This window comes from Methylobacterium sp. WL7, assembly GCF_008040085.1.
Taxonomy (GTDB): Bacteria; Pseudomonadota; Alphaproteobacteria; order Rhizobiales; family Beijerinckiaceae; genus Methylobacterium; species Methylobacterium mesophilicum.
Map to the genome: position 1 here is coordinate 39,634 of NZ_VRVG01000016.1, position 24,078 is coordinate 63,711.

General features: G+C 69.9%; 21 protein-coding genes. 6 read left to right on the forward strand and 15 right to left on the reverse strand.

The features are described from left to right. Positions 1 to 110: 110 nt before the first annotated feature. The 4 genes from metH to FV233_RS06945 all read right to left on the reverse strand — a co-directional run bounded on the left by metH (position 111) and on the right by FV233_RS06945 (position 6,350). Positions 111 to 3,863: a methionine synthase gene (gene metH, locus FV233_RS06930; RefSeq protein WP_147897024.1), complete on the reverse strand. Its 3,753-nt coding sequence runs from the start codon at positions 3,861 to 3,863 to the stop codon at positions 111 to 113. A gap of 174 nt (positions 3,864 to 4,037) precedes the next feature. Continuing rightward, positions 4,038 to 4,289: a hypothetical protein gene (locus tag FV233_RS06935; protein ID WP_147897025.1), complete on the reverse strand. Its 252-nt coding sequence runs from the start codon at positions 4,287 to 4,289 to the stop codon at positions 4,038 to 4,040. A 39-nt stretch (positions 4,290 to 4,328) separates the two neighbouring features. After that, complete coding sequence (gene metF / locus FV233_RS06940; RefSeq protein WP_147855421.1) at positions 4,329 to 5,249, reverse strand: methylenetetrahydrofolate reductase [NAD(P)H]; 921 nt, start codon at positions 5,247 to 5,249, stop codon at positions 4,329 to 4,331. A gap of 75 nt (positions 5,250 to 5,324) precedes the next feature. Beyond that, the gene (locus tag FV233_RS06945; protein WP_147897026.1) at positions 5,325 to 6,350 is read right to left on the reverse strand and encodes a metalloregulator ArsR/SmtB family transcription factor; all 1,026 of its coding nucleotides are present in this window, start codon (positions 6,348 to 6,350) and stop codon (positions 5,325 to 5,327) included. A 123-nt stretch (positions 6,351 to 6,473) separates the two neighbouring features. Here FV233_RS06945 and FV233_RS06950 point away from each other — a divergent pair, with 123 nt between their 5' ends. Continuing rightward, on the forward strand, positions 6,474 to 7,055 hold the full coding sequence (locus FV233_RS06950; RefSeq protein ID WP_147897027.1) for a histidine phosphatase family protein: 582 nt from the start codon (positions 6,474 to 6,476) through the stop codon (positions 7,053 to 7,055). 8 nt (positions 7,056 to 7,063) lie between these two features. Here the strand turns inward: FV233_RS06950 and FV233_RS06955 are convergent, their stop codons facing one another. The 5 genes from FV233_RS06955 to FV233_RS06975 all read right to left on the reverse strand — a co-directional run bounded on the left by FV233_RS06955 (position 7,064) and on the right by FV233_RS06975 (position 14,462). Further along, positions 7,064 to 7,960 (reverse strand): bestrophin family protein, encoded by an 897-nt coding sequence (locus FV233_RS06955; protein WP_147897028.1) that lies wholly within the window; start codon positions 7,958 to 7,960, stop codon positions 7,064 to 7,066. Between the two features lie 237 nt (positions 7,961 to 8,197). Then, positions 8,198 to 9,946, reverse strand: coding sequence for an enoyl-CoA hydratase-related protein (locus FV233_RS06960; RefSeq protein WP_147897029.1), 1,749 nt, complete (start codon positions 9,944 to 9,946; stop codon positions 8,198 to 8,200). Between the two features lie 337 nt (positions 9,947 to 10,283). Continuing rightward, on the reverse strand, positions 10,284 to 11,216 hold the full coding sequence (locus tag FV233_RS06965) for an ROK family protein (protein WP_147897030.1): 933 nt from the start codon (positions 11,214 to 11,216) through the stop codon (positions 10,284 to 10,286). After that, the gene (locus tag FV233_RS06970; RefSeq protein WP_147857033.1) at positions 11,216 to 12,598 is read right to left on the reverse strand and encodes a dicarboxylate/amino acid:cation symporter; all 1,383 of its coding nucleotides are present in this window, start codon (positions 12,596 to 12,598) and stop codon (positions 11,216 to 11,218) included. The genes FV233_RS06965 and FV233_RS06970 overlap by 1 nt, the downstream gene beginning before the upstream one ends. A gap of 490 nt (positions 12,599 to 13,088) precedes the next feature. After that, positions 13,089 to 14,462: an RsmB/NOP family class I SAM-dependent RNA methyltransferase gene (locus FV233_RS06975; RefSeq protein ID WP_246689924.1), complete on the reverse strand. Its 1,374-nt coding sequence runs from the start codon at positions 14,460 to 14,462 to the stop codon at positions 13,089 to 13,091. 57 nt (positions 14,463 to 14,519) lie between these two features. Here FV233_RS06975 and FV233_RS06980 point away from each other — a divergent pair, with 57 nt between their 5' ends. Then, positions 14,520 to 14,744, forward strand: a complete 225-nt coding sequence (locus FV233_RS06980) for a DUF1674 domain-containing protein (RefSeq protein WP_147897031.1) — start codon at positions 14,520 to 14,522, stop codon at positions 14,742 to 14,744. A gap of 14 nt (positions 14,745 to 14,758) precedes the next feature. Here the strand turns inward: FV233_RS06980 and FV233_RS06985 are convergent, their stop codons facing one another. Further along, the gene (locus FV233_RS06985) at positions 14,759 to 15,769 is read right to left on the reverse strand and encodes a 2-keto-3-deoxygluconate permease (RefSeq protein WP_147897032.1); all 1,011 of its coding nucleotides are present in this window, start codon (positions 15,767 to 15,769) and stop codon (positions 14,759 to 14,761) included. Positions 15,770 to 15,988: 219 nt separating this feature from the next. On the opposite strand from FV233_RS06985, the gene FV233_RS06990 reads away from it, so the two are divergent. From FV233_RS06990 to FV233_RS07000, 3 genes are all read left to right on the forward strand, one after another. Continuing rightward, positions 15,989 to 16,297 (forward strand): cupin domain-containing protein, encoded by a 309-nt coding sequence (locus tag FV233_RS06990; RefSeq protein WP_147856879.1) that lies wholly within the window; start codon positions 15,989 to 15,991, stop codon positions 16,295 to 16,297. 101 nt (positions 16,298 to 16,398) lie between these two features. Next, positions 16,399 to 16,755: a nucleotidyltransferase domain-containing protein gene (locus FV233_RS06995; RefSeq protein ID WP_147856881.1), complete on the forward strand. Its 357-nt coding sequence runs from the start codon at positions 16,399 to 16,401 to the stop codon at positions 16,753 to 16,755. Next, the gene (locus FV233_RS07000) at positions 16,752 to 17,165 is read left to right on the forward strand and encodes a HEPN domain-containing protein (RefSeq protein ID WP_147897033.1); all 414 of its coding nucleotides are present in this window, start codon (positions 16,752 to 16,754) and stop codon (positions 17,163 to 17,165) included. The genes FV233_RS06995 and FV233_RS07000 overlap by 4 nt, the downstream gene beginning before the upstream one ends. Before the next feature lie 20 nt (positions 17,166 to 17,185). Here the strand turns inward: FV233_RS07000 and FV233_RS07005 are convergent, their stop codons facing one another. Continuing rightward, positions 17,186 to 17,695: a L,D-transpeptidase gene (locus tag FV233_RS07005; RefSeq protein ID WP_147897034.1), complete on the reverse strand. Its 510-nt coding sequence runs from the start codon at positions 17,693 to 17,695 to the stop codon at positions 17,186 to 17,188. Positions 17,696 to 17,845: 150 nt separating this feature from the next. Next, the gene (gene bluB, locus FV233_RS07010; protein WP_147897035.1) at positions 17,846 to 18,484 is read right to left on the reverse strand and encodes a 5,6-dimethylbenzimidazole synthase; all 639 of its coding nucleotides are present in this window, start codon (positions 18,482 to 18,484) and stop codon (positions 17,846 to 17,848) included. A 493-nt stretch (positions 18,485 to 18,977) separates the two neighbouring features. On the opposite strand from bluB, the gene FV233_RS07015 reads away from it, so the two are divergent. Further along, positions 18,978 to 19,352 carry a DUF2794 domain-containing protein gene (locus FV233_RS07015; protein ID WP_147857607.1) on the forward strand — a complete coding sequence of 125 codons (375 nt, stop codon included), beginning with the start codon at positions 18,978 to 18,980 and terminating at the stop codon, positions 19,350 to 19,352. 17 nt (positions 19,353 to 19,369) lie between these two features. On the opposite strand, the gene FV233_RS07020 is transcribed toward FV233_RS07015, so the two are convergent. The 3 genes from FV233_RS07020 to FV233_RS07030 form a co-directional block, all read right to left on the reverse strand. Continuing rightward, on the reverse strand, positions 19,370 to 20,266 hold the full coding sequence (locus FV233_RS07020; RefSeq protein ID WP_147897036.1) for a dihydrodipicolinate synthase family protein: 897 nt from the start codon (positions 20,264 to 20,266) through the stop codon (positions 19,370 to 19,372). 98 nt (positions 20,267 to 20,364) lie between these two features. Next, a complete protein-coding gene (locus FV233_RS07025; protein WP_058191972.1) occupies positions 20,365 to 21,135 on the reverse strand; it encodes a Bax inhibitor-1/YccA family protein in 771 nt (256 codons plus the stop codon). 381 nt (positions 21,136 to 21,516) lie between these two features. Then, positions 21,517 to 24,078, reverse strand: a 2,562-nt coding sequence (locus tag FV233_RS07030) for an FtsX-like permease family protein (RefSeq protein WP_147897037.1), incomplete at its 5' end; no start/stop codon positions are given.

The following is a 24,078-nucleotide window of genomic DNA, read 5'->3' on the forward strand; positions in this document are numbered from 1 at the left end:
TCGCCTGTGGTTCTGGATTCCGGGCTCTCGCCTGCGGCGAGCCCCGGAATGACGACGCGGGTGTTCAGGCACCGCAAGGCGTCCCTTGCAACTGATGCCCGCCGAGCCCCCTACTCCGCGGCTTCCGCCAGGTACCGCGTCGGGTCGTAGTTCAGGATCGGCCCGAGCCAGCGTTCGACCTCGCGGATGTCCATGCCCTTGCGCAGGGCGTAGTCCTCGACCTGGTCGCGCTCGACCTTGGCGACGCCGAAGTAATGCGCCTGCGGGTGCGCCAGGTAGAGGCCCGAGACCGAGGAGCCCGGCCACATGGCGTAGGACTCGGTCAGCTTCACCCCGATCCGACGCTCGGCCTTCAGGAGATCGAACAGCTGCGTCTTCTCGGTGTGGTCGGGCTGGGACGGGTAGCCCGGGGCCGGACGGATGCCGGCATAGGGCTCGCTCGTCAGTTCGGCGGGCGTGTAGGTCTCGTCCGCCGCGTAACCCCAGAACTCCCGGCGGACGCGCTCGTGCATGCGCTCGGCGAAGGCCTCGGCGATCCGGTCGGCCAGCGCCTTCACCAGGATCGCCCGGTAATCGTCGTTGGCCCGCTCGAACCGCTCGGCGATCCGCACCTCCTCCAGGCCGGCCGTGACCACGAAGCCGCCGACGTAATCGGCGATGCCGGTCTCCGCGGGGGCGACGAAGTCCGACAGGCAGGTGTTGGGCCGGCCGTCGCGCTTCGAGAGCTGCTGGCGCAGGCCGTGGAAGGTCGCCAGCCGGTCGCTGCGGCTCTCGCCGGTGTAGAGCACGATGTCGTCGCCGACGCTGTTGGCCGGCCAGAAGCCGATCACACCCTTCGGGTTGAACCAGCGCTCCGCCACGATCTGCTGGAGCATCTCCTGCGCGTCCTCGTAGAGGGCGCGTGCCGCGGGACCCTGGTCCGGGTCGTCCAGGATCGCCGGGAAGCGACCCTTGAATTCGTAGGTCTGCAGGAACGGCGTCCAGTCGATGTAAGGCACGAGGTCGGCGACCTCGTAGGACCCGAACACCCGGGCATCCGTGAAGGCCGGCTTCTTCGGCGCGTAGCCCGACCAGTCGACCTTGAACGCGTTGGCCCGGGCCTTGGCCAGGGGCAGGCGCTGCTTGTCGAGTTCCGAGCGGGCATGGGCGGCCGAGACCTTGGCGTACTCGGCGCGCACCTTCTCGATCGTCGTGTCGCGGGTCTCCTTGGACAGCAGGCTCGACACCACGCCGACCGCACGACTCGCGTCCGTGACGTAGACTGCCTGGCCCTTGGCGTAGGCCGGATGGATCTTCACCGCGGTGTGGACGCGGCTGGTCGTGGCGCCGCCAATCAGCAGCGGCACGGAAAAACCCTCGCGCTCCATCTCGCCCGCGACATGGACCATCTCGTCGAGCGACGGCGTGATCAGGCCGGACAGGCCGACGATGTCGACGTTCTCCTTGCGGGCCACGTCGAGGATCTTGGCGGCCGGGACCATCACGCCGAGATCGATGATCTCATAGTTGTTGCAGGCCAGCACGACGCCGACGATGTTCTTGCCGATGTCGTGGACGTCGCCCTTCACGGTGGCCATCAGCACCTTGCCGGCGGCCTGGCGCTTGCCGTCGCCGCCATTGGCGCGCTTCTCCTCCTCCATGTAAGGCTCGAGATAAGCGACCGCCTGCTTCATCACCCGGGCGGACTTCACCACCTGGGGCAGGAACATCTTGCCGGCGCCGAACAGGTCGCCGACCACGTTCATGCCGGCCATCAGCGGGCCCTCGATGACGTGGAGCGGGCGCTCGACGCCCTGCCGCGCCTCTTCGGTGTCGGCGATGATGTACTCGGTGATGCCGTTGACCAGCGCGTGCTCGATGCGCTTGGCCACCGGGGCCTCGCGCCAGGTCAGGTCGGCGGTCTTGGCCTGGGCCGAGGCGCCGGTCTTGAAGCGCTCGGCCGATTCCAGCAGGCGCTCGGTGGAATCGTCGCGGCGGTTGAGGACGACGTCCTCGCACAGCGCGCGCAGCTCCGCCGGGATCTCGTCGTAGACGGCCAGCTGGCCGGCGTTGACGATGCCCATATCCATCCCGGCCTGGATGCAGTGGTACAGGAACACCGCGTGCATCGCCTCGCGCACCGGCTCGTTGCCGCGGAACGCGAAGCTGAGGTTCGAGACGCCGCCCGAGATGTGGGCGTGCGGCAGGGTCTCGCGGATCGTCCGGGTCGCCTCGATGAAGGCGACGCCGTAGCCGTTATGCTCCTCGATGCCCGTGGCGACCGCGAAGATGTTCGGATCGAAGATGATGTCTTCCGGCGGGTAGCCGACCTGCTCGGTCAGGATCCGGTAGGCCTTGGTGCAGATCTCGACCTTGCGCTCGTAGGTGTCCGCCTGGCCCTGCTCGTCGAAGGCCATCACCACCACGGCGGCGCCGTAGGAACGGCAGACGCGGGCCGCCTCGATGAACTTCTCCTCGCCCTCCTTCATGGAGATCGAGTTCACGATCGCCTTGCCCTGGATGCATTTCAGCCCGGCCTCGATCACCTCGAACTTCGAGGAATCGACCATCACCGGGACCCGGGCGATGTCGGGCTCGGCGGCGACGAGGTTCAGGAACTCGACCATCGCCTTCTGCGAGTCGAGCAGGCCTTCGTCCATGTTGACGTCGATGATCTGGGCGCCGGCGGCGACCTGATCGCGGGCGACGTCCAGGGCGGCGGCGTAGTCGCCGTTGGTGATGAGCTTCCTGAACTTGGCCGACCCGGTGACGTTGGTGCGCTCACCGACGTTCACGAACGGGATTTCCTTCGTCAGCACGAAGGGCTCCAGCCCCGAGAGCCGCATCAGGCGCGGGATCTCGGGGATCTGCCGGGGCGCCTTGCCGGCGACCGCCTCGCTGATCGCCCGGATATGGTCCGGCGTGGTGCCGCAGCAGCCGCCGACCATGTTGACGAGGCCGGCTTGCGCGAACTCTCCGACCAGCGCCCCCATGGCTTCCGGGCTCTCGTCGTAGAGACCGAACTCGTTGGGCAGGCCGGCATTCGGGTAGGCGCAGACCAGGGTGTCGCAGATCCGCGACAGCTCGGCGATGTGGCCGCGCATCTCGCGGGCGCCCAGCGCGCAATTCAGGCCGAAGGTCAGCGGATCGGAGTGGCGCAGCGCGTTCCAGAACGCCGCCGGGGTCTGGCCCGACAGCGTCCGGCCCGACAGGTCGGTGATCGTGCCGGAGATCTGGATCGGCAGGCGGATCCCGGTCTCCTCGAACACCGCCCAGCAGGCGGCCACCGCCGCCTTGGCGTTGAGCGTGTCGAAGATCGTCTCGATCAGGATCAACTCGGCCCCGCCGGCGATCAGGCCGCGGACCTGCTCCATGTAGGCGGTCTTGACCTGATCGAAGGTCACCGCGCGGTAGCCGGGATTGTTCACGTCCGGCGAGATCGACAGCGTGCGGTTCGTCGGGCCGATGGCGCCGGCGACGAAGCGGCGGCGGCCATCCTGTTTCTCGGCGAGCCGCGCGGCCTCGCGGGCGAGGCGCGCGCCCTCCCGGTTCAGGTCGTGGATGATCGATTCGAGGCCGTAATCGCCTTGCGCGATCGTGGTGCCGGAAAACGTGTTGGTCTCGCAGACGTCGGCGCCGGCCAGGAAGTAGTCGAGGTGGATCTGCCGGATCGCGTCCGGCTGCGTCAGGATCAGGAGGTCGTTGTTGCCCTTCTGATCGTTCGGATGATCCTTGAAGCGGTCGCCGCGGAAATCCGCCTCGGTCAGCCCGAGCCGCTGGATCACGGTGCCCATCGCCCCGTCGAGGACGAGGATCTTTTCCGACGCGCGCTGACGCAGCGCGGTTGCGATCTCGGTGCCGTCGACGGGCGGAAAGTCAGTCATGATCGGTCCCAACAGACCACCTCATCCTGAGGTGCCGGAGCGAAGCGGAAGCCTCGAAGGAGGCGTCGAGATTTTTGTGGGTCCCTGGAGCCTACCTGCGATGCCGTTGCGCGGCACCCAGGATGAGGCAGAGGGTGGAGTTCTCGTTTCGGACCAGCCCGGAAATGGTCCGGGTCAGCCCGCTTTCTCCAGGGCGGCGAGCCGCTTTTCGAGGGCGTCGAGGCGCTCTTCGACCTGGGCAGCCGCGTAGCGTCCGAGGACCGATTCGCCGTTAACGGCTTCCCGCAGATTGTCGAACCGACGTTCCAGCTTGTCGAAGCGGGTATCATGCTCCTCAAGCTTGCGATCGATGCGCTCGAATCCAGAGTGGATCTCGGTCCGCATCTCCCGAAGAAGCGGAAGAATCATATCTTGCGGTTCAGCCATAATCCTGCCCCCTGCTGCGCCGTGCGGGCGCAGCTGAATTTAGGCCGCCGCCTTCTCCGCTGCCAGCTTCGGCGCCTGCGCGCGCAGGCCCAGCAGATGGCAGATCGCGTAGACGAGGTCGGAGCGGTTCATCGAGTAGAAGTGGAAGTCCTGGACCCCCTCGTCCACCAGGTCGAGCACCTGCTCGGCCGCCACGGCGGCGGCGACGAGCCGGCGGGTCTCCACGTCGTTGTCGAGACCCTCGAAGCGGGCGGCCAGCCAGTAGGGCACCGAGGCGCCGGTGCGGCGGGCGAAGTTGGCCGACTGCTTGAAGTTCTGCACCGTCAGGATGCCCGGGATGATCGGGATCGTGATCCCGGCGGCACGGACCTTCTCGAGGTAACGCAGGTAGACCTCGTTCTCGAAGAAGAACTGCGTGATCGCCTGGTCGGCCCCGGCATCGACCTTGGCCTTCAGGGCATCGATGTCGGCATCGAGGGTGGCGGCCTCCGGGTGCTTCTCGGGATAGGCCGAGACCGAGACCTTGAAGTCGCCGATGCGCTTGATCCCCGCTACCAGCTCGGCGGTCGTGGCGTAGCCTTCAGGATGCGGCCGGTAGGCGTGGCCGACGCCGTCGGCCGGATCGCCGCGCAGGGCCACGATGTGGCGGACGCCGACATCCCAGTAGGACTGCACCACCGCGTCGATCTCCTCGCGGCTGGCATCCACGCAGGTCAGGTGCGCGGCGGGCTTGAGGGTCGTCTCGCGGATCATCCGGGCGACCGTGTTGTGGGTCCGCTCCCGGGTCGAGCCGCCGGCCCCGTAGGTCACGGAGACGAATTTCGGCTGAAGCGGTGCCAGCCGCTCGATCGACGACCACAGGACCTTCTCCATCTCGTCGGTCTTGGGCGGGAAGAACTCGATCGAGACGCGGATCGGGTGGTAGCCGTCTCGGCTGGCGCGGTGGGCGGGTCGGCGCATCGGGTCTCGTCCTCTATGTCGGTCGGTTCAGACGATAAGGGTGATGGGTTGTGCGGAGGTCGCCGGATTTCGGGGTCAGGCGACCGCGCGCTGGAGCGGTTCGGCGGCGCGGTCGAGGCCTGCCTGCCGATGGCTGGCTTCCTGCGCGAGCCAGAGCGTGACGGTCAGCTGGCCGGCCTCCCGGGGCACCAGATCGCGGGTCGCGACCGTGGCGAGCCCGGCCTCGGCCAGCCAGCCGGAGACTTGATCCGCGGAGAAGCCGAGCCGGCGATGGGCCTGGCTCGTCCGCAGGAATTCGAGATCGTGCGGCGCGAAATCCACCACCAGGAGCCGTCCGCCCGGCGCCACGAGACGCACGGCGCCCCGCAGGGCGCGGGCCGGATCGTCGAGATAATGAAGCACCTGATGCACCACCACCAGATCGAAGCTCGCCCGGGCGAAGGGCGGCGCATGGATGTCGCCCTGGCGTAGGTCCACCCGCGACAGGCCCCGCCGCTCCAGGTTGGCCCGGGCGACCGACAGCATGGCGTGGCTCGAATCGAGGCCCGTGGCCCGGGCGGCCCGCGGGGCGAGCAGGCCGAGCATCTTGCCGGTGCCGGTGCCGAGATCGATCAGGCTGCCGAGGGGGCGCTCACCCAGCGCGTCGAGGACCGCCGCCTCGACCGTGGCCTCGGGGACATGCAGGGAGCGTAGCTCGTCCCATTTGGGCGCGAGCCGGGCAAAGAAGGTCTGGGCCGTCTCGGCCCGCTGGGTGCGGACCGCGTCGAGCCGGGCACGATCTTCCGAGAGAGGCGGCGTGCTCCGGTCCAGCCCGGACAGGAGCGGGTCGGCCAGGCCGGCCCGGGACTCGGACAGGCGGAAGAACGCCCAGGCTCCTTCGCGATGACGCTCGACGAGGCCGGCCTCCACCAGGAGCTTGAGATGGCGCGAGATGCGCGGCTGCGACTGGCCCAGGATGTCGGTGAGGTCGGAGACCGACAATTCACCGTCGGTGAGCAGCGCCAGGATGCGCAGGCGGGTCTCCTCGGCCGCGGCGCGCAGGACGCCCAGGGCTTCCGGAAAAGGGATCGATCCCGCCGTTCGACTCTCAGCGCTAGACATAAAGATATGTTTATGTCCGTTTTATCGGAGGCGCAAGGGTGATGTTGCGGCGTCGACGCATTGTCTCGGCGCCGGGTGCCGGATCGGCGCAGGCGCGTTGACCGCGCGTACTCGGAGGCGCGCATGTCCCAGACCAAGCTTCCGCAGATCACCCTGGTCCGCCACGGCGAGACCGCCTGGAGCTTGTCCGGGCAACATACCGGGCGCAGCGACATCCCGTTGACGCCGGCGGGTGAGGCGGCGGCCCGCACCCTCGCGCCGCGCCTGGCAGCCGGAGCCTATGCGGCCGTCTGGTCGAGCCCGTCGAGCCGCGCGGCGACCACCTGCGCGCTTGCGGGGTTCGGCGCGGACCGCACGATCGATCCGGACCTCGCCGAGTGGGATTACGGCGCCTACGAGGGCCGGACCACGAAAGAGATCCTGGCCGAGCGCCCGGGCTGGCGGTTGTTCCGCGACGGATGCCCCGGCGGCGAAACGGCAGCCGATGTCGGCGCCCGGGCCGATCGGGTCATCGCCCGGATCCGCGCCCTGGATGCGGATCTGATCCTCTTTTCCAGCGCCCATTGTCTGCGCGTGCTCGCCGCCCGCTGGATCGGCCTGCCGACGGAGGGCGGCGCGCTGCTGGTGCTCGGCACCGCCAGCGTCAGCGTCCTTGGCTATGAGCACGACCGGAGCGAACCGGTCCTGCGGGCCTGGAACGGCTGATCCCGACGCTACCGCAGCCAATACCCGTCCGGTGCCAGCGGCGCCGGCATCGGCTCGTCCAGCGCGTGGTGGACGATGCGGTCGACGGCCCGGACCATCGCGTCGAGGGGCAGGTCGTTCGGCTCGGTGCCGAAGGGCTCCTCCAACTCGTCGCCCAGGGCGTCGAGGCCGAAGAACGTGTAGCCGACGAGCGCCACCACGACCGGCGTCGCCCAGCCGAGTGAGCCGGTGAGGCCCACCGGCAGCAGCAGGCAGTACAGCCAGGCGGTGCGGTAGACGAGCAGCGTGTACGCGAAGGGCAGCGGCGTGTTGGCGATCCGCTCGCAGGCGGTGTGCACCCCGGACAAAGCCTCGATCCGCGCCTCCAGAAGGCCGAACTGGATGTCGGTCAGGCGCCCGGCCCGCATCAGCCCGGCGAGGTCGCGGGTCAGGGCGGCCAGGACCGAGTCGGTCGGGTTCGGGCCGCAGAGGTCCGAGCCCGGCGCCTTTCCATCCACGGCCTTGGCTTCGTCGAGACCGCGCAGGCGGGCATGCAGGCCGTGCGCGAAGGCCGACAGGCGCCGCAGCTGGGGCGCCGCCTCGGCGGCCGGCAACAGGGCCGGCAGCAGGCGGGCGAGGTTGCGCACCTCGCCGATCAGGCTGCCCCAGGCTTTGCGGGCCTCCCACCAGCGCTCGTAGCAGGCGTTGTTGCGAAAACTCAGGAAGATCGACAGGGCGAGGCCGACCAGCGTGAACGGCGCGACCCCGGCGGTCACCGGGAAGAAGGCTGGCCAGCGCGCCTCCGCCCAGACCACCAGGCAGGAGACCGCGACGATCCCGACGAGTTTTTGGGCCACCCGCGGCAGGATCGAGCCCTGCATCGTGAACAACAGGGTGAACAGGTTGGGCCGGGTGCGGACGATCATCGGGGCTTCGCGGCGAAGGGCCGGCCCTCCTGCCCTGCCCTCCCGGCTGCGGCAAGGGGCCGGCCGGACACGACCCCGTGGTCTCCCGCCGCCCGGGGCTGGGCTGCCCCGCGCGCGTCAGCCCCGAAGGTGACGCCGGGGTTGCCGCGATCGGCCTGACCTCTCCTGTAACTCCCGCGCCTCAAGACGGGATCTGGGATGGAAGTCGTGGTTCGGCGGGGCCGTCGGGGTGGCCTCCTAGAACGCCGATCCGCGCAAAGCCTCCGGCGGGGCGATCGTCTCCAGGCGATCCAGCGCGGCCAGCATGCGCACCGAGACGGGCGACCAGCAGGCGGGGCGCTTGTGGACGAAGGCGCTGCGGGCGCGGTGATAGGGCGCGTCCGGCTGATGGAAGTTCCGATCCATCTGCGTCAGCTCGTGCCGGCGATAGGCATCGAGCGGCCGGCGATCCTCGTCCTCGGCTCGCTGCAGGCGCTTGCGGTCCGTGAGCGCGGCGTGGCGTTCCGCCTGCCCTGCGGCGAAGGCCTGGACGGTTCTGGCGAAGTGCTCGGCATCACCCCGGATCGCCTCGTCCGCTAAGCCGATCTCCGCGGCCCGCCGGCCGCTGATCGGCAGGCATCCCTCGGTCAACTGGACGGCGCGCTCCCAGCCGACCCGGCGGGGCAGGAGATAGGTCCAGTATTCCGAGCCGTAGAGCCAGCCCATCGTGCGGTAATGCGGATTGAGCACGATACTGTCCCGGACCAGCACGAAATCCGCGGCCAGCGGCAGGATCGCGCCGCCCGCGCCGGCATTGCGGCCGAGCGCCGCGACGACGATCATGTCGGTCGCGGTGATGATCTCGCGCACCAGGTCGTCCATCGCGACGATGTTCGCCCAGGATTCCGCGGCCGGGTCGGCGCTCGCCTCGATCGCGTTGAGATGGATGCCGTTCGACCAGTGGTCGCCGCCGCCCGCCAGCACGATGACCTTGGCGGAACTCTCCGCCGCCTGCCGGAACGCCGCTTGGAGCCGGCGGCATTGTACCGTGCTCATCGCGCCGTTGTGGAAGTCGAAATGCAGGGTGGCGACAGTGCCGGCCCGCTCGACGCGCACCTCTTCGACCGGGTTGGGATGCGCTAGCCCGGCCGGGGCGGCGACGGGCAGGTCGGCCGGGATCCGGTCACCCAGCACGTCCACGGCGCTGCGCTTGATCCCGCCGCCGCCCTCCAGCTTCGGCTTCAGGCGGCCGATCCAGACCGCGCCGTCGACCGTCGCGCGGCAGATCGCGCCGCTCTCGGATTGGGCGATCACCTGGCCCGGCGCGCCGCGCAGGTCCGGCTCCGCGCAGGCGGCGTGGAGGAAGACAGGGAGGCCGTAGATCGCGTCGAGCACGCCCGGCATCCCGTCGGCCGCGTGGATCCGCGCCAGGATTTCGGCGGTCCCGCACCGGTTCCAGTCGATGCACCGATCGGCCTGCTTCATCGACGGACGCAGCCGGCCGAGCGCGGTCGGGGCGGCGTAATCGAGCGGCCTCGGCCGGAATCCCGGCGTCTGGAGGTTGGCGAGCGCCTCCCACAGGCAGGCGATTGCGGCGTCGATCGCCTCGCGCCGGTAGACGCTGCTCTTGGGCGCCTGGCGCAGCGGGAAGGTGCGCGTCGCCCAGATCGGGCCGGCATCCATCTCGGCTTCCGCCTGAAGCAGGGTCACGCCCCACCGGTCCCATCGTTCCTGGATGGCCCAGTCGAGCGCCGAGGCGCCGCGGTCGCCCTCGATGCCGGGATGCACGATCAGCGTCAGGTGCTGGCGCCAGATCCGGTCCGGGATCGCGCGGGTGAGGAAGGGGGCGATGGTCAGATCCGGCCGGAACGCGGCGAACGCCTCGTCCAGGCGCTGCTCGTCGCCACCGTAGATCTCGACGGCGACCTCGTATCCGGCATCGGACAGATCGACGAAGAAGCGCTGCGTCATGCTGTTGAACGCAGACGAGACTAAGAGGGCGCGCATCGCAGGTATCCAAGACATCGACAGTGAGTTCGAGTCCCGTCCCGGATTTTCCCGCCCTTATGACCTCTGGTTATCGATTGTGATTGCCGAAAAGGTGAATTTTTTGAGAATAACCGTAAAAACGAAGCGATTCCCTGCAGCGATCAAGAACTAGTCTGCGGGAAGACATGGGGCAAGCCGTAAATCCGCTTGCCCGGCATGCGTTTCACACGGCCGATGGTACGGTGTCTTCACCGATCCGAATAGAAGGACGGCCGCGCAACGGGGTTTGCTTGTCCGCGGTGCCGAAAGCCACCGATGTCCTGAGAGCCGGCGGTGACCGTTCGAGCTGGCGCCCTCAGTCGGCTTCCCACAGCCAGGCCGCCCCGCGCACCCCGGAGGCGTCGCCGTGAAGGCTGGCGCGCACGGGGGTGTCGAAGGCGTCGGAGAAGACGTGCGGGGCGATCGCACCGGGCAAACCGGCGATCAGCTCGGGGATGCGCGACAGGCCGCCGCCGATCACGATCACGTCCGGATCGAGCAGGTTGACCACCTGGGCCGCGGCGCGCCCGAGCCGGTCGAGATGCGTCGCGAGGGTTTTCCGCGCGTCGCCGTCACCGTCGCGGGCGGCGGAGACGACGGCCTCGGCGGTGCCATGGCGGCCGTGACGCCGGGCATGGTCGGCGGCGAGGCCGGGCCCGGACAGCCAGGTCTCGACGCAGCCCCGGCGACCGCAATAGCAATCCGGTCCGGGCCGCTCGTCGGGGGTGGGTGCCGGCAGGGGGCCGTGGCCCCACTCGCCCGCGATGCCGTTGCGGCCGGTGAGCACGCGGCCGTCGATGGCGATGCCCGATCCGACCCCTGTGCCCAGGATCACCGCCCAGACCACCCGGGCGCCGGACCCGGCGCCGTCGACCGCCTCCGAGACCGCGAGGCAATTGGCGTCGTTCTCGATCCGGACCGGGCGGTCGAGCCGCCGCGCGAGGTCGATCCCGAACGGATGACCGTTGAGCCAGTGGGAGTTGGCGTTGCGCACGAGGCCGGTCGCCGGCGACAGGCTGCCGGGCATGCCGACGCCGACGCTGCAAGGCGCGCGGGACGGGGTGCCGGCTTCGGATTCCAGGCGCTCCACCAGGGCGGCCAGGGCCTCGAGGGTGCCCCGGTAATCGCCGCGCGGGGCCGGGACCCGGGCCTCGGCCAGGGTCGCGCCGCGGGAATCCAGCACGATCCCGGCGATCTTGGTGCCGCCGAGATCGATGCCGAGGCGCGCCCGCCCGCTGGGCGCCGGCATCACTCCGCCGCGGCGACCTTGGTGACCTTGGTGTCGGTCCCCATCGGCTGCGGCGCGTGGTCGGAGATGTCGGTGCCGATCGCGACCGGGTGGGCCATGACCTCGTTGAGCTTGGCCATGTCGAGCTCGCCCTCCCAGCGGCTGACCACCACGCAGGCGACGCCGTTGCCGACGAGGTTGGTGAGCGCGCGGCACTCGGACATGAACTTGTCGATACCGAGCACCAGGGTCATGGCAGCGACCGGGACCGGGCTGTTCGGGATCGCCGAGAGCGTGGCCGCCAGGGTGATGAAGCCGGCACCCGTGACGCCGGAGGCGCCCTTCGAGGTCAGCATCGCCACCAGGATGATCGTCGCGTATTGCGCGAAGGTCAGGTCCGCACCCACCGCCTGCGCGAGGAACAGCGTGGCGAGCGTCATGTAGATGTTGGTGCCGTCGAGGTTGAACGAGTAGCCGGTCGGGACCACGAGGCCGACCACCGAATCCGAGGCGCCGAGCCGGCGCATCTTGGTCATCAGCTGCGGCAGCACGGTCTCCGATGAGGACGTGCCGACCACGATCAGCAACTCGTCCTTGATGTAGGCGAGGAAGCGGAAGATCGAGAAGCCCGCGACCTTGGCGATGCTGCCCAGCACCACGACCACGAACAGGATCGCGGTGACGTAGAAGGTGCCGACCAGCCAGGCGAGGTCGTAGACCTTCTGGATGCCGTACTCGCCGATCGTGAACGCCATGGCGCCGAAGGCGCCCACGGGGGCGAGCTTCACCACGATGCCGATGATCTTGAAGAAGATCTGCCCGGCGGTGTCGATCGCGCTGTTCACCGCGGCGGCGCGCGCGCCGAGGCTGGTGACGACGACGCCGGTGAGGATCGAGATCAGCAGCACCTGCAGCAGGTCGCCGGTGGCGAAGGGATCGAAGAAGCTTTTGGGGATGATCGCCAGGATGTGGGCGACGGTGGAATCGGCTGCCGCCTTGTTGGCGTAGCTCGCGACCTTGCTGGCATCGAGCTTCGTCGGGTCGGCGTTGAAGCCTGCGCCGGGCCGGATCACCTCGCCGACCAGCACGCCGATCAACAGGGCCAGGGTGGAGACGACCTCGAAATAGACCAGCGCCTTCACGCCGACCCGGCCGACCTTCTTGAGGTCGCCGACCGACGCGATGCCGTGCACGATGGTGCAGAAGATGATCGGCGCGATCATCATCTTGATCAGGCCGATGAAGGCGTCGCCGAGCCACTTCATCGCCTTGCCGGTGGCCGGGTCGTACCAGCCGAGCAGGACGCCGAGCACGATGGCGATCAGGACCTGGATATAGAGGACCTTGTACCAGGGCTCGCGGGGAGCGCCGGGCGCAGTGGTCGCGTGGGTTGCGTGTGCCATATCCATCCCGTGCACGGTTGCCGTGCAGCCTCCCGATTTGCCGGCACGCTAGCGATAATCGTTCCCCGCCTCAACGGCGGCTCCGCCTCACTCCGCGAACGAAGTGTGACAAAAACCTGTCGATCCCCGGCCGAAAGATGTCTGCTGCGGATATTCATCCGCCAACCTAGTCGATCCAGGCCAGCCGGATCGAATCAAGGTTTCGAACGCGACTGCCGGATATGCATCCTCGTCCCCACGCGCCTGCGGCGCCGGGGGCATGGCCCAAGAAAACCCAATCGCGCCGGACGCGGGATGCCGCGGGAACCCAGGTGTCGGCCAGATACGCGCGGGATCACTCCCGCAGCGCCGACGGACAGGTGACGGCTAATGAGAACAAAATAGGAATATTGTCTAGATCGGCGTGCCAGTCGATGGGTCTGCATCCGCGAACGCTCCGCTCGGTTGCCGCGCTGCGCCCGCGATGGCGGCGGAGACCGGGGAGCGCTCCTTACCCCACGCGCTCGAGCCGGCTCGCGAAGAAGCCGTCCAGGCCGCCGCGGGCGCCCGGGACCTCGGGCAGGTGGCACGGCAGGGTGCGCAGGTCGCCGTTGCCATCGATCATCTCGGTCGCGCCGCCGATCTCCTCCGGCCGCACCGGCACGCGCGCGAAGCGGGTGTCCCGGGCCAGGAAGGCGGCGATCTGCGCCTCGCCCTCCTCGGGCTCCAGCGAACAGGTGCAGTAGACCAGCCGGCCGCCCGGGCGCACCAACTCGGCCGCGCTCTGGAGGAGCCTGACCTGGAGCAGCGACAGCCGGATGATGTCGGACTTCGACTTGGTCCAGGCCACGTCGGGGTGGCGCCGGATCGTGCCGGTGGCCGAGCACGGGGCATCGAGCAGCACCGCGTCGTGGTCCTGGGCCTGGAAGGCCAGGGCGTCGGAGACCGCGATCTCGACGTCGAGGCCGAGCCTGGCGACGTTCTCGCGGAGGCGCTCCAGCCGCGGTGCCGAGCGGTCGACCGCCGTCACCCGCGCACCGGTGGCGGCGAGCTGCATCGTCTTGCCGCCCGGCGCGGCACAGAGATCGAGCACCCGGGCGCCCGCCTGCGGGGCAAGCAGCCGCGCAGGGATCGCCGCGGCGGCGTCCTGCACCCACCAGGCACCCTCTTGGAAGCCGGGCAGGTCGGGGATCGCCGGCCCGTTTTCCGGCAGCCGGAGGGAGCCGGTCGGCAGGCGCACCGCACCGAGCGGCTCGACCCATGCGGCCGCGTCGCCGCGCGGGGTCAGGTCGATCGCCGCCCCGGCGAGATGGGCCTGCGCGATGGCGGCCGCCCGCTGCGGTCCGTAGGCCGAGACCCAGCGGCTCGCCAGCCAGTCCGGCGTGTTGACCGCCAGCGCGTCGGCGGAGGCGGCCAGGATCGCGTGGCGCTCCCGCACGACCCGGCGCAGCACCGCGTTGACCAGGCCTGCGAGATGCGCGGTGCGGTTGTCTCCCTTGGCGAGTCGCACCGCGCAATCGACCGCGGCGTGGTCGGGGACCGCAAGGTCGAGGATCTGGGCGGTCGCGGTGGCGAGCAGCGCGGTCAGCCGGGGCTTGTCGACCGGCAGCCCGCGCTCGAGCCGGGCGGCCAGGGCCGCCCGGATCAGGCCGTAGCGCCGGAAGGTCGCCACCGCGATCGCCCGGGCCAGGCCCGCGTCGGCGGGGCTCAAGGTCTCCGTCCGGATCGCCTGGGCCAGGGTCTCCTCGAGGGCCGGGGGGCGCTCCTGGCCGATGATCTCGGCCACCGCATTCAGGGCGGCCCGCCGGGCGCCGAGCCCCGCGGTGTCGGGCGTACCCGTCGATGTCTCGACCGGAATGTTGCGGCCTGTGTCCCGCGATGCCACTTCTACTCCTGAACCCGATGATCCGCTGACACACGCCCTCACACCCGAGCGACCGCGATGCAAGACCCGAACGGACAGGATGCGACCGATGGCGCCGCCGCGGCCCCGCGCAAACTCAGCCCTGCGGCCGAGCGTGCCCTGGCCGAGGCGGCCGAGCGCCGGGCCGCGATCGACGCCCGCGCGGCCGCGATCCGTGCCGCTCCGGAGCATCTCGGCCGCGGCGGCCTTGAGCCGGTGCGCTACCAGGATTGGGAGGTGAAGGGTCTCGCGGTCGATTTCTGAGCCGCCCCCCGACCCTACTCCGCGGGCACGCCGTCGAAGACCGTCGGCGGCGGCTCGGCCCGGGCCTCCGCCGCGCCGGCTCCGAACCGGCGGTACCAGAGCCCGGTGAGGATCGGCACCAGGATCGACGTGACGATGATGCAGATCGTCACCAGCACCGTGGCGGTCTGCGCCGCCGGGGCGAATTGCGGCGCCACCGCCGCGATCGCCAGCGGGTTGGCGGCGGCCGCCCCGGCGGTGGACGAGGCCGCGAGCCCCGCCGTCCCGGTTCCGCCCCCGATGGCCCTGTCGGCCAGGATCAGCGGGATGCCGGTGAGCACGATGACCGCCAGCGCGAGGACGATCCCGAGCCCGGCGAGGGGCGAGAGCAGGTTGTTGAGATCCACCGTGTTGCCGAGCGCGAAGGCGAAGAACGGGATCATCAGCTGGCCGCCCGGGGCGAACAGGGCGCGCAGCTTCGGATCGAGGTTGCCGAGCAGGAAGCCGACCAGGAACGGCAGCACTGCGCCGGCGAAGATCTGCGGCTCGAAATGGGCCGCCCCGGAGGCGCCCAGGATGATCATGCTCATCAGCGGGCCGGACTCGATCGAGGTCAGGATGAACGCGCCCGCCTCCTCCCGGCTGCCGTAGGTCTGCATCAAAGAGGCGTAGAGGCCGCCATTGGTCATATCCATCGCGCAGACGATCGCGAGGATCGACAGCCCCGCGAAGAAGCCGGTCTGGATGCCCTCGGGCGGGATGAACAGCGCGGCGACCAGCACGATCGCCCAGGCCGACAGCAGCTTGGTCAGCACCAGGGTGCCGGACTTGCGCAGGACGGTGCCGGTCGCCTTCAAGCTGACCGACGCGCCCATGCAGAAGAACCAGACCGCCAGGATCGGGATCACCCCGATCATGATCCCTTGCGTGAAGCCCTTGAAATAGGCCGGCGCTCCCGGCGCGAACGTCTTGCACAGGGCGCCCAGCAGGAGCGGGACCAGCATGAGGCCGCCGGGAATCCTGTCGATCGCCGCCTTGATCTGCATGGCGCGTCCCTCCGGTCGGTTCGTCGACGCGCCGGACCCGGGCGGATCCGCGGCGTCGCGCCGGCCCACGCCTCTGTCGGGCGCCTTGTCGAACCGGTTCCACATCCTGTTGTCGCCCTCGGGGGCCGTCAAGCGGCGACCCGGGCCGAGGCCGCGACACCGGGCGCGGAACGTCGCGGGCCGGGCGCCGTTGGGCTGGTTCACCGACAGGAGACGATGATGGCGACGAAGGTATCGGCCCACGGCGCGGCCGCTGGACCGCACGGCGAGATCACCTTGGCCCGGGGCGAGCGACTCGGCATGCGCATGTGGCGGGCCGAGGAGCCGAACGCCGACAAGCCGATGACGTCCTCGCCCCACGAGACCGTGGGCTACGTCATCAGCGGCCGGGCCGAGCTGGTCGTCGGCGGCGAGACGGTCGCGCTCGCGCCGGGGGATTCCTACTGTGTGCCGGCGGGCGCCGAGCACACCTACCGGATCCTCGAGACCTTCACGTCCGTCGAGGCGACGGCGCCGCCGGCGAAGTGAGGGCGATCACATAAGGGCGGGCCCGGATCCCTGTGGCTTGTTCCAGGGATCCATGATCACGGATGCATGCGGGCTGAGCCCGCGTGCTGTATACTTGCGGAATGAGCCATGCGCTTGCTCCGGACCGTCTGTCGCCCTCGCTCGCTGCAATCGTAGCGCGTCTGCGTAGGGTCGCACCCGTCGAGCGCGTGATCCTGTTCGGCAGCCGTGCCCGGGGAGACCACGACGACCACAGTGACTGGGACCTGTGTGTTCTGCTGGACGACGATATTCCGTCAGGCCGCTATACGCCGGCGTCCCTGTGGGCGGCCGTTCGCGATCTCGGCACGTCGATCCAGCTAGTCCCGATGCGCAGAAGCGTCTTCGAGGCCCGCCGTCTCGACATCAACGCACTCGCGCATGACGTCGCCGAGGAGGGTATCGTCCTCTACGACAAGGCGGCGGAGGCCCCGCTTTGAGCGCGTCGGATCCCGGCGCGTGGGTTCGGAAGGCGCAACAGGACACGCGATCCGCGCCCCGGCTGCTCCTGGATCCGCCGGAACTGGAGGACGCCGCCTTCCACGTGCATCAGGCCGTCGAGAAGGCTGCGAAGGCGATCCTCGTGGCGGAGGGCATCCGGTATCCGCGCGGCCGGGGAGCCGGACATGACCTCGATGCGCTCACCGCGCTCATTCCGAGCACCAGTCCTCTCCTCGTACAGGCCCGGCAACTGGCGGGATTGACGCCCTGGGCCACCGCTTTCCGTTACCCGGCGGAGGATCCGCACACCGCCGAGCCCATGCCGTCGAAGGAAGACCTCGAACGTCATTGCGACACGGCGGAGGCGTTCGTGGAAGCGGTGGCACGCCACGTCAGTGAGATGTCCTGATCACACCGATGTGCTGGCCCTCACCGGGTCATGTAGACCTGCGCGCCGACATCGACCCGGGCGTAGAGATCGACCACATCCTGGTTGTACATCCGGATGCAGCCATAGGATGCGTAGGTGCCGACCGAGTTCGGCCGGTTGGTGCCGTGGATCGCGTATTCGCCCCCGGCCAGCGTCATCGCGGCCGCGCCCATCGGGTTGCTGGGTGAGCCGCCCGCGATGACGTTCGGCAGCCGGGGGTTGTCGCGCTTGACCTCGGCCGGCGGCGACCAGGCCGGGGCGACGTACTTGCCGTCGATCGCGGCCGTGCCGAACCATTGCTTGCCGGGCTTGCCCACCGCCACGGGATAGCGGATCGCGGTGCCGTCGCCGTTCACCAGATAGAGCTTGCGCTGGGACACGCTGATCACCACCGAGCCCGGCGCGACGCCGTTCTGGAACGGCACCACCTCCCGCGCCTGGGCCGTCCCGAAGCAACCCGCCAGCAGCGCGCCGGCCAAACCGAATAAAGCCGCCACCCGACCCGACATCCTGGACTTCCTCGACAAGCGTGAGCGTATGCCGGCCAGTAATCCACGGCCGCGCTTGCCGTTCCCTTGAAAGCTATGGTTGACGCTCTGCTTCTCCCGGGAAGTCTTGGGGAGGGTAAAGAAGTAGCCTCAATCCTGAGGTCGGACGGCTCAGCGCTCGAACAACTCGGTGCCGCGGGGGTCTTCCGCCTGCCAGCCGTGGCGCTCCAGTTCCGGGTCGCGATGCTCCTCGACCGGATGGCCGACGCACAGATAGGCGACGAGCCGCCAGGTCTCCGGCACAGCCAGGATCCCGGTGACGCGGGCCGGCTCCAGGATCGAGACCCAGCCGACCCCGAGTCCGCGCGCCCGCGCCGCCAGCCAGAAGCACTGCACCGCCCCGACCACCGAATAGGCCAGGGTCTCCGGCATGCTGGCTCGGCCGAGGCCGAGGCCGGTCTCGGTGGCGTCGTCGCAGAACACCGCGAGGTGCTCTGGCGCCTCGTTGAGGCCGGCGAGCTTCAGCGCCCGGTAGCGGGCGGCGCGTGCCGCGTCGTAGCCCTCGGCTGCGGCCGCGTTGCAGCGGGAGAAGTCGTTCGCCACGGCGGCGCGCCGGGTCGGGTCGGAGACGCGCACGAACCGCCAGGGCCGGCTGTTCCCCACCGACGGCGCCCGGTGCGCCGCATCCAGGCAGGCGCGCAGGGCGTCCGGGTCCACGGCGTCCGGCCGGAACCGGCGCACGTCGCGGCGCCACGCGAACAGCGTGTCGAGGGCCTGGATGAAGCTGTCGTCGAAGGTAGGCGGACCCATGATGCGGCCCGCCTTACCTGCATCCGGCGATAAACGGGAGGACGAAAACCGCTCGGCCTGCGCATCGGGCTGGATATCGCAGCCGGCACGATGCGCTGGGCTCTGACTGGGATCGTCTTTTTCCGAACGCCGGCAGCCACGTTCGGGGACGATCCACCTGGCGAGGTGCAGGACACGCCACGAAAAAAGGCCGCCCGGAGGGGCGGCCTGAAGTCATTGGGTCTCGAAACCTCGGAGTGCCGAATTCTGGAATCCCGACCGGCGACCGAAGGCTGGGGAGCTGGGTTTCGGCCGCTGGTCCGGCAGGAGCCGGCGAGGTTCAGACAGTGTTGTGCCAGGGCAACGCGGCCCGGGAAAGGCGGCATTCGGGCAGAACCGTGTTTTTTGTCGCTTGGATGTGTCGTGGGCGACACGGGGTCCCGGAGGGGTCACCCTTGCGGGTCGCGGGCGCGGGGGCCATCATCCGGCACAGCATGGGCACTACGGAGTGACGATGACGGAGCGGACGAGCGCGGAGTCGAGGCCCGAGGAAGCGGCGGGCCATGTCATTCCGTTCCCCGCCCGTGCGGAACCCCCGCAGATCGCCTTCAACCGGGACGAGCTGCGCACGATCTTCAACCTCTACGGCCGGCAGGTCGCAGCAGGCGAGTGGCGCGACTACGCCATGGATTTCCGCCGGGACAAGGCGGTGTTCTCGATCTACCGCCGCGCCTCCGAGATGCCGCTCTACCGGATCGAGAAGGACCCGAAGCTCGCCCGCCGCCAGGGCGCCTACGCGGTGATCGCCGCCAGCGGGCTGGTGATGAAGCGCGGGACCGAGCTGGCCCGGGTGCTCGCCGTGCTGGAGCCCCCGCCCCGGGCGGTGTGATCTTTTCCGAGATCGCGTCAGGCGAGGTTCAAGCGCTCGACGGTGCTGACGATGTCCGCCCGGACCTCCGGCGGCAGCGGCAGGATCGGCCGTGGCGGTTCGGCGTGACAAAGGCCGAGATGGTCGGCGAGGGCGTAGACCACCCGCAGGCTCGAATGCGCCTTGAACAGCGTCCAGAGTGGCGCGAGCGCTTCGTTCAGCGCCCGGGCCCGCGCGGCGTCGCCGGACTCGATGGCACGCACGATCGCCAGGCAGGTTTTCGGAAACAGGCCGCCGGCCACGCTGAACCAGACCGTGCCGCCGGCGAGCAGCGCCTCGGTCACGTTCCAGTCGCCGCTGAACCCGACCGGAAACTCCGCCGGGACCGCTTCCGTCAGGCTGGCAAGTCCGGCCTCGGCCGCCGACGGCTCCGGTGCGGGGCACTTGGCCGCCACGACGCCCGGCAGGCGGGCGATCCGGCCGATCAGCGCCGGCGAGAACAGGAAATGCGTGGTCGCCGGGTTGTCGTAGATCACGAGCGGCAGGCCGCCCTCCCCCGCCACGGCCGCGAAATGCCGGTACACCTCATCGTCGGTGAGCGGCGTGTAGGAGACCGGGGCAAGCAGGCCCACGTCGGCCCCCGCTGTGCGGGCCGCCTGAGCGTGCCGGATCGCGTCGTCGGTGCGCAGCGCCCCGATCCCCACCAGAAGCGGCACCCGGCCGGCCACCGCCTCGGCGGCGATCTCGACGGCGCGGCGCCGCTCGTCCGGGGACAGGTAGGCGTAGGTCCCGGTGCTGCCGAGCAGGCCGATCGAATCGACCCGGGCCTCCACGAGGCGGTCCAGCAGCCGGCGCAGGGCGGCCGCATCCACGCGGCCGTCCGCGTCGCTCGGAGTGATCGGGAAGGCGGAAAGGCCGGAGATGCGGTTGGGCATGGCGGCATGATAACCGCCCTCGCCCGATCCAGGCAGGCCAAAAAAGAAGCCCCGGCGGTGTCCCGCCGGGGCTTGCTCATTCGGGGTTCATGCTGGGCTTAGCGGCGGTCGCCGACCAGGCTGAGCAGGAACTGGAACATGTTGATAAAGTCGAGATAGAGCGTCAGGGCGCCGTTCACCGACATCTTGGCCGCCATCTCACCGTCGAAGCTGCTGGAGAGATACATCTCCTTGAGCTTCTGGGTGTCGTAGGCGGTCAGGCCCGCGAAGATCAGCACGCCGAGCACCGAGATGGCGAACTGCAGCGCCGACGAGGCGAAGAAGATGTTCACCAGCGACGCCAGGATGATGCCGATCAGGCCCATCATCAGGAACGAGCCCATGCCCGACAGGCTGCGCTTGGTCGTGTAGCCGTAGAGGCTCAGCGAACCGAACGCCGCCGCCGTGATGAAGAACACCCGAACCACGCTCGCCCCGGTGAAGACCAGGAGGAGAGAGGACATCGAGGCGCCCATCACCGCCGCAAAGGCCCAGAACATCGTCCGGGCCGACGAGGCCGACATCCGGTCCATCCGCATCGAGAAGACGAAGATGAACGCGAGCGGGGCCAGCATCAGAACCCACTTGAGCGGGCTCGTGTAGAGGGTCTGACCGAAGGGGGTCAGGATCGGGCGCGTGCCCTGGTAGGCCGCGACCGACGCCATGTTCAGACCGAGGGCGACGAGGCCGGAGATGCCGAGCCCGACGACCATGTTGTTGTAGACGCCGAGCATGAAGGTGCGCAGGCCCTGATCGACATCGACCTGGGTGCCGGCGTACCCGGACGGCTGCTGGGCGCCGTACCGGAAGGGAGAGTTCTCGAATGCCATGGGAGTTTCCTTGCGGAGGCTCTCTCAGCGTGGTGTTTCGGGCGAGGCCCACGCAGGACCTCTGGCGCCAGGCTGGCACCTCGCACAGGAATATGTTGCGCGGCCGCCGCCCGCACAAGTCCCCAGCCACGGTTGCGGGGGCGCTTTTCCGGTGTCGGAGGATGTATTTTTGTCCATGAAGTCAGGGATTAAAACGGATTCCCGCGCTCACGGCCCCGGGTTCGACTGGCGGTTGCCCGGATCGCATCGGGTCGATGTCTCTCCGCCCAAGTCTTAACCATGTGCGGAGACCGGAAGCGGGGCCGCGAAGACCAGCGGTCAGAGCGCGCACCGCCGAAATGGGTACCGGTCCGGCGTCAGCGAGTGCGACTAATCAAGGCTCTAGATCTGCCGGAGATACGGCGCCGGCTTCTGGCCGAGGATGCGCCACGTGCCGGCCAGCCCGAGCAGGATCGCCAGAGCCACGGCGGCGGTGGCCGCCACCAGCGCCCCGGACAGGTCGAGGCGGAAGTCGAGGTGCATGACCTTCGCGACGATCACCCAGCCGGCGAGGCTGCCGGCGGCGAGGCCGAACACGGCCGTGGCGAGCCCCAGGGCCGCGTACTCGATGGCGTAGGCGCTGAGCAGTCGCGCCCGGCTGGCGCCCAGGACCTTCAGCACTACGGCGTCGTAGAGGCGGGCCCGGTGGCCGGCCGCGATGGCCCCGGCCAGCACGAACAGGCTCGCCAGCACCGCCACGGCGCTCGCCCCGCGGATCGCCAGGACCAGACGGCCGACGAGGTCACCGATCGCGTCGAGCGCGTCCTTCACACGCACGGCGCTCACCGACGGGAACGTCTTGGCGACGTCGCGCAGGATGCGGTTCTCGGCGCCCGCATCGGTGCCGCCGGGCAGCGACAGGGTGGCGAGGTCCGAATGCGGCGCGCCCCGGAAGGTGCCGGGTGAGAACACCATGACGAAGTTGATGCCGAGGTTGCGCCACTCCACCCGGCGCAGGTTGAAGATCGTCGCGGTCAGGTCGCGCCCGAGCACGTTGACGGTGACGGTGTCGCCGACCTTCAATCCGAGCTGGCGCGCGAGGTCCGCTTCGAACGAGACCAGCGGCTTGGCGTCCTGCTCCGCGCTCCACCACGCCCCCTCCGTGAGGGTCGAGCCCTCCGGCACCGTGTCGCCGTAGGTGATGCCCCGGTCGCCGTCGAGGACCCAAGCGGCGTCCTCCGGGGGGCGGATCTTGCTGGCCGGCACGCCGTTCAGGGCGACGATCCGGCCGCGCATCATCGGCACGTCCTCGATCTTGCCGTTGGGGGCCGAGCGCGCCAGGAACGCGCGGAACTCGGCGGCGTCGCGGGACGGGATATCGAGGAAGAACAGGTTCGGCGCACGCGCCGGCAGGGTCGCGCTGATCGTCCGGCGGACGTTGGCGTCGATCAGGCTGAGGGTGACCAGCAGGGTCACGCCGAGCCCGAGGGACAGCACGATGGCGGGGGTCAGCGCGCCCGGCCGGTGGAGGTTCGCCAGCGCCATCCGGGGCGCCGGCCAGCGCGGATGCGGCAGGCGGCGGGCGAGCGCCATCAGGCCGAGCGCCACCCCGTGCAGCAGCGCGAACGCGATGGCGGCGGCCGCGATGAAGATCAGGGCCACACGCCGGTCGAACGCCGTGCCGACCGCCAGGCCGACCAGGGCGGCGAGGCTGAGGGCAAGCCAGATCCGGTAGCGCCAACGCGGGCTGACCCGGGCGGGATCGACCGTGTCGCGGAACAAGCCCGAGACCGGCACGTCGTGGGCACGGCCGAGCGGCGTGATCGCGAACGCGAAGGCGGTCAGCAGCCCGTAGGCGGCGGCGAGTAGCAATTCCCCCGGCGCCAAAGTCGGATTCAAGGGCAACGGCAGGTCGGCGGAGAACAGCGCATCCAGGACGAACGGCAGGCTTGCGCCGACCGCGAGGCCGATCGCCGTGCCGATGCCCGCGATCAGCATCACCTGAGTCAGGTAGAGGGCGACCACCTGCGAGCCCGGGGCGCCGACGCTCTTGAGCGTCGCGATCGAGGGACGCTTGCGCTCCACGAAGGCGTGGACCGCGTTGCCGACGCCCACGCCCCCGACGATCAGCGCCGTCAGCCCCACCAGGGTCAGGAACTGGGTGAAGCGCTCGATGCTCTTGGAAAAGCGCGGGTCGGCGTTGCCGCGAGACCGGATCTCCCAGCCGGCCTCCGGAGACGCGGTTCGGATCCGCACCTGCGCGGCGTCGAGGTCCGGGTCCCGGGCGGCGTCTTTCGGCAGGACGATCCGGTAGCTCCAGCGGTTGAGGCTGCCCGGCTGGACGAGGCCGGTGGCGCGCAGCGTCGGCTCCGAGATCATCAGCCTCGGGCCGAAGCCGATGCCGCCGGCGATCTTGTCGGGCTCCGACGTGAGCGTGCCGCGGATCGCGACCGGGTGCCCGGCGAGCGCGATCCGGTCGCCGACCTTGACGTCGAGGCGGGTGAGCAGGGCCGGATCCGCTAGCGCGCCCGGCGCCCCGTCGCGCTCGGCCAGCAGGTCGGCGAGCCGGCCCGGCGGATCGGTGACGAGTTCGCCGGCTGCCGGGTAGGTCGCGGGATCGACGGCCTTCAGCTCGACGAGCGCGGCGTCTCCGCCGCCCGCCACCGCCATGGCGCGCAGGGATGCCACGGCGTCGACCGTGCCCTCCCGCGACAGGGCCTGCCGCTCCGTGTCGGTCGCCTCGCGGTTGATCAGGTTGTAGGCGAGGTCGCCCCCGAGGATCCGTCGCCCCTCCCGGCCGAGGCCGTCGGAGAGCGAGCGCGAGATCGACGCCACGCCGGCGATCGCGGCGACGCCGAGCGCGATGCAGGCGAGGAACACCCCGAAGCCGGACAGGCCGGCGCGCAACTCGCGCACGGCCAGGCGCAGGGTGAGCGGGAGGCGCCGGGGGGAAGGGTCGGGGCG

Coding starts and splice junctions, on each gene's coding strand:
- FV233_RS06985 (WP_147897032.1), bottom strand. CDS start 15,769: ATGCAGATCAAGGCGGCGATCGACAGGATTCCCGGCGGCCTCATGCTG.
- bluB (WP_147897035.1), bottom strand. CDS start 18,484: ATGGGTCCGCCTACCTTCGACGACAGCTTCATCCAGGCCCTCGACACG.
- FV233_RS06960 (WP_147897029.1), bottom strand. CDS start 9,946: ATGCGCGCCCTCTTAGTCTCGTCTGCGTTCAACAGCATGACGCAGCGC.
- FV233_RS07015 (WP_147857607.1), top strand. CDS start 18,978: ATGACGGAGCGGACGAGCGCGGAGTCGAGGCCCGAGGAAGCGGCGGGC.
- FV233_RS07005 (WP_147897034.1), bottom strand. CDS start 17,695: ATGTCGGGTCGGGTGGCGGCTTTATTCGGTTTGGCCGGCGCGCTGCTG.
- FV233_RS06995 (WP_147856881.1), top strand. CDS start 16,399: ATGAGCCATGCGCTTGCTCCGGACCGTCTGTCGCCCTCGCTCGCTGCA.
- FV233_RS06980 (WP_147897031.1), top strand. CDS start 14,520: ATGCAAGACCCGAACGGACAGGATGCGACCGATGGCGCCGCCGCGGCC.
- FV233_RS06965 (WP_147897030.1), bottom strand. CDS start 11,216: ATGCCGGCGCCCAGCGGGCGGGCGCGCCTCGGCATCGATCTCGGCGGC.
- FV233_RS06950 (WP_147897027.1), top strand. CDS start 6,474: ATGTCCCAGACCAAGCTTCCGCAGATCACCCTGGTCCGCCACGGCGAG.
- FV233_RS07020 (WP_147897036.1), bottom strand. CDS start 20,266: ATGCCCAACCGCATCTCCGGCCTTTCCGCCTTCCCGATCACTCCGAGC.
- FV233_RS06990 (WP_147856879.1), top strand. CDS start 15,989: ATGGCGACGAAGGTATCGGCCCACGGCGCGGCCGCTGGACCGCACGGC.
- FV233_RS06955 (WP_147897028.1), bottom strand. CDS start 7,960: ATGATCGTCCGCACCCGGCCCAACCTGTTCACCCTGTTGTTCACGATG.
- FV233_RS07025 (WP_058191972.1), bottom strand. CDS start 21,135: ATGGCATTCGAGAACTCTCCCTTCCGGTACGGCGCCCAGCAGCCGTCC.
- metH (WP_147897024.1), bottom strand. CDS start 3,863: ATGACTGACTTTCCGCCCGTCGACGGCACCGAGATCGCAACCGCGCTG.
- FV233_RS06970 (WP_147857033.1), bottom strand. CDS start 12,598: ATGGCACACGCAACCCACGCGACCACTGCGCCCGGCGCTCCCCGCGAG.
- metF (WP_147855421.1), bottom strand. CDS start 5,249: ATGCGCCGACCCGCCCACCGCGCCAGCCGAGACGGCTACCACCCGATC.
- FV233_RS06945 (WP_147897026.1), bottom strand. CDS start 6,350: ATGTCTAGCGCTGAGAGTCGAACGGCGGGATCGATCCCTTTTCCGGAA.
- FV233_RS06935 (WP_147897025.1), bottom strand. CDS start 4,289: ATGGCTGAACCGCAAGATATGATTCTTCCGCTTCTTCGGGAGATGCGG.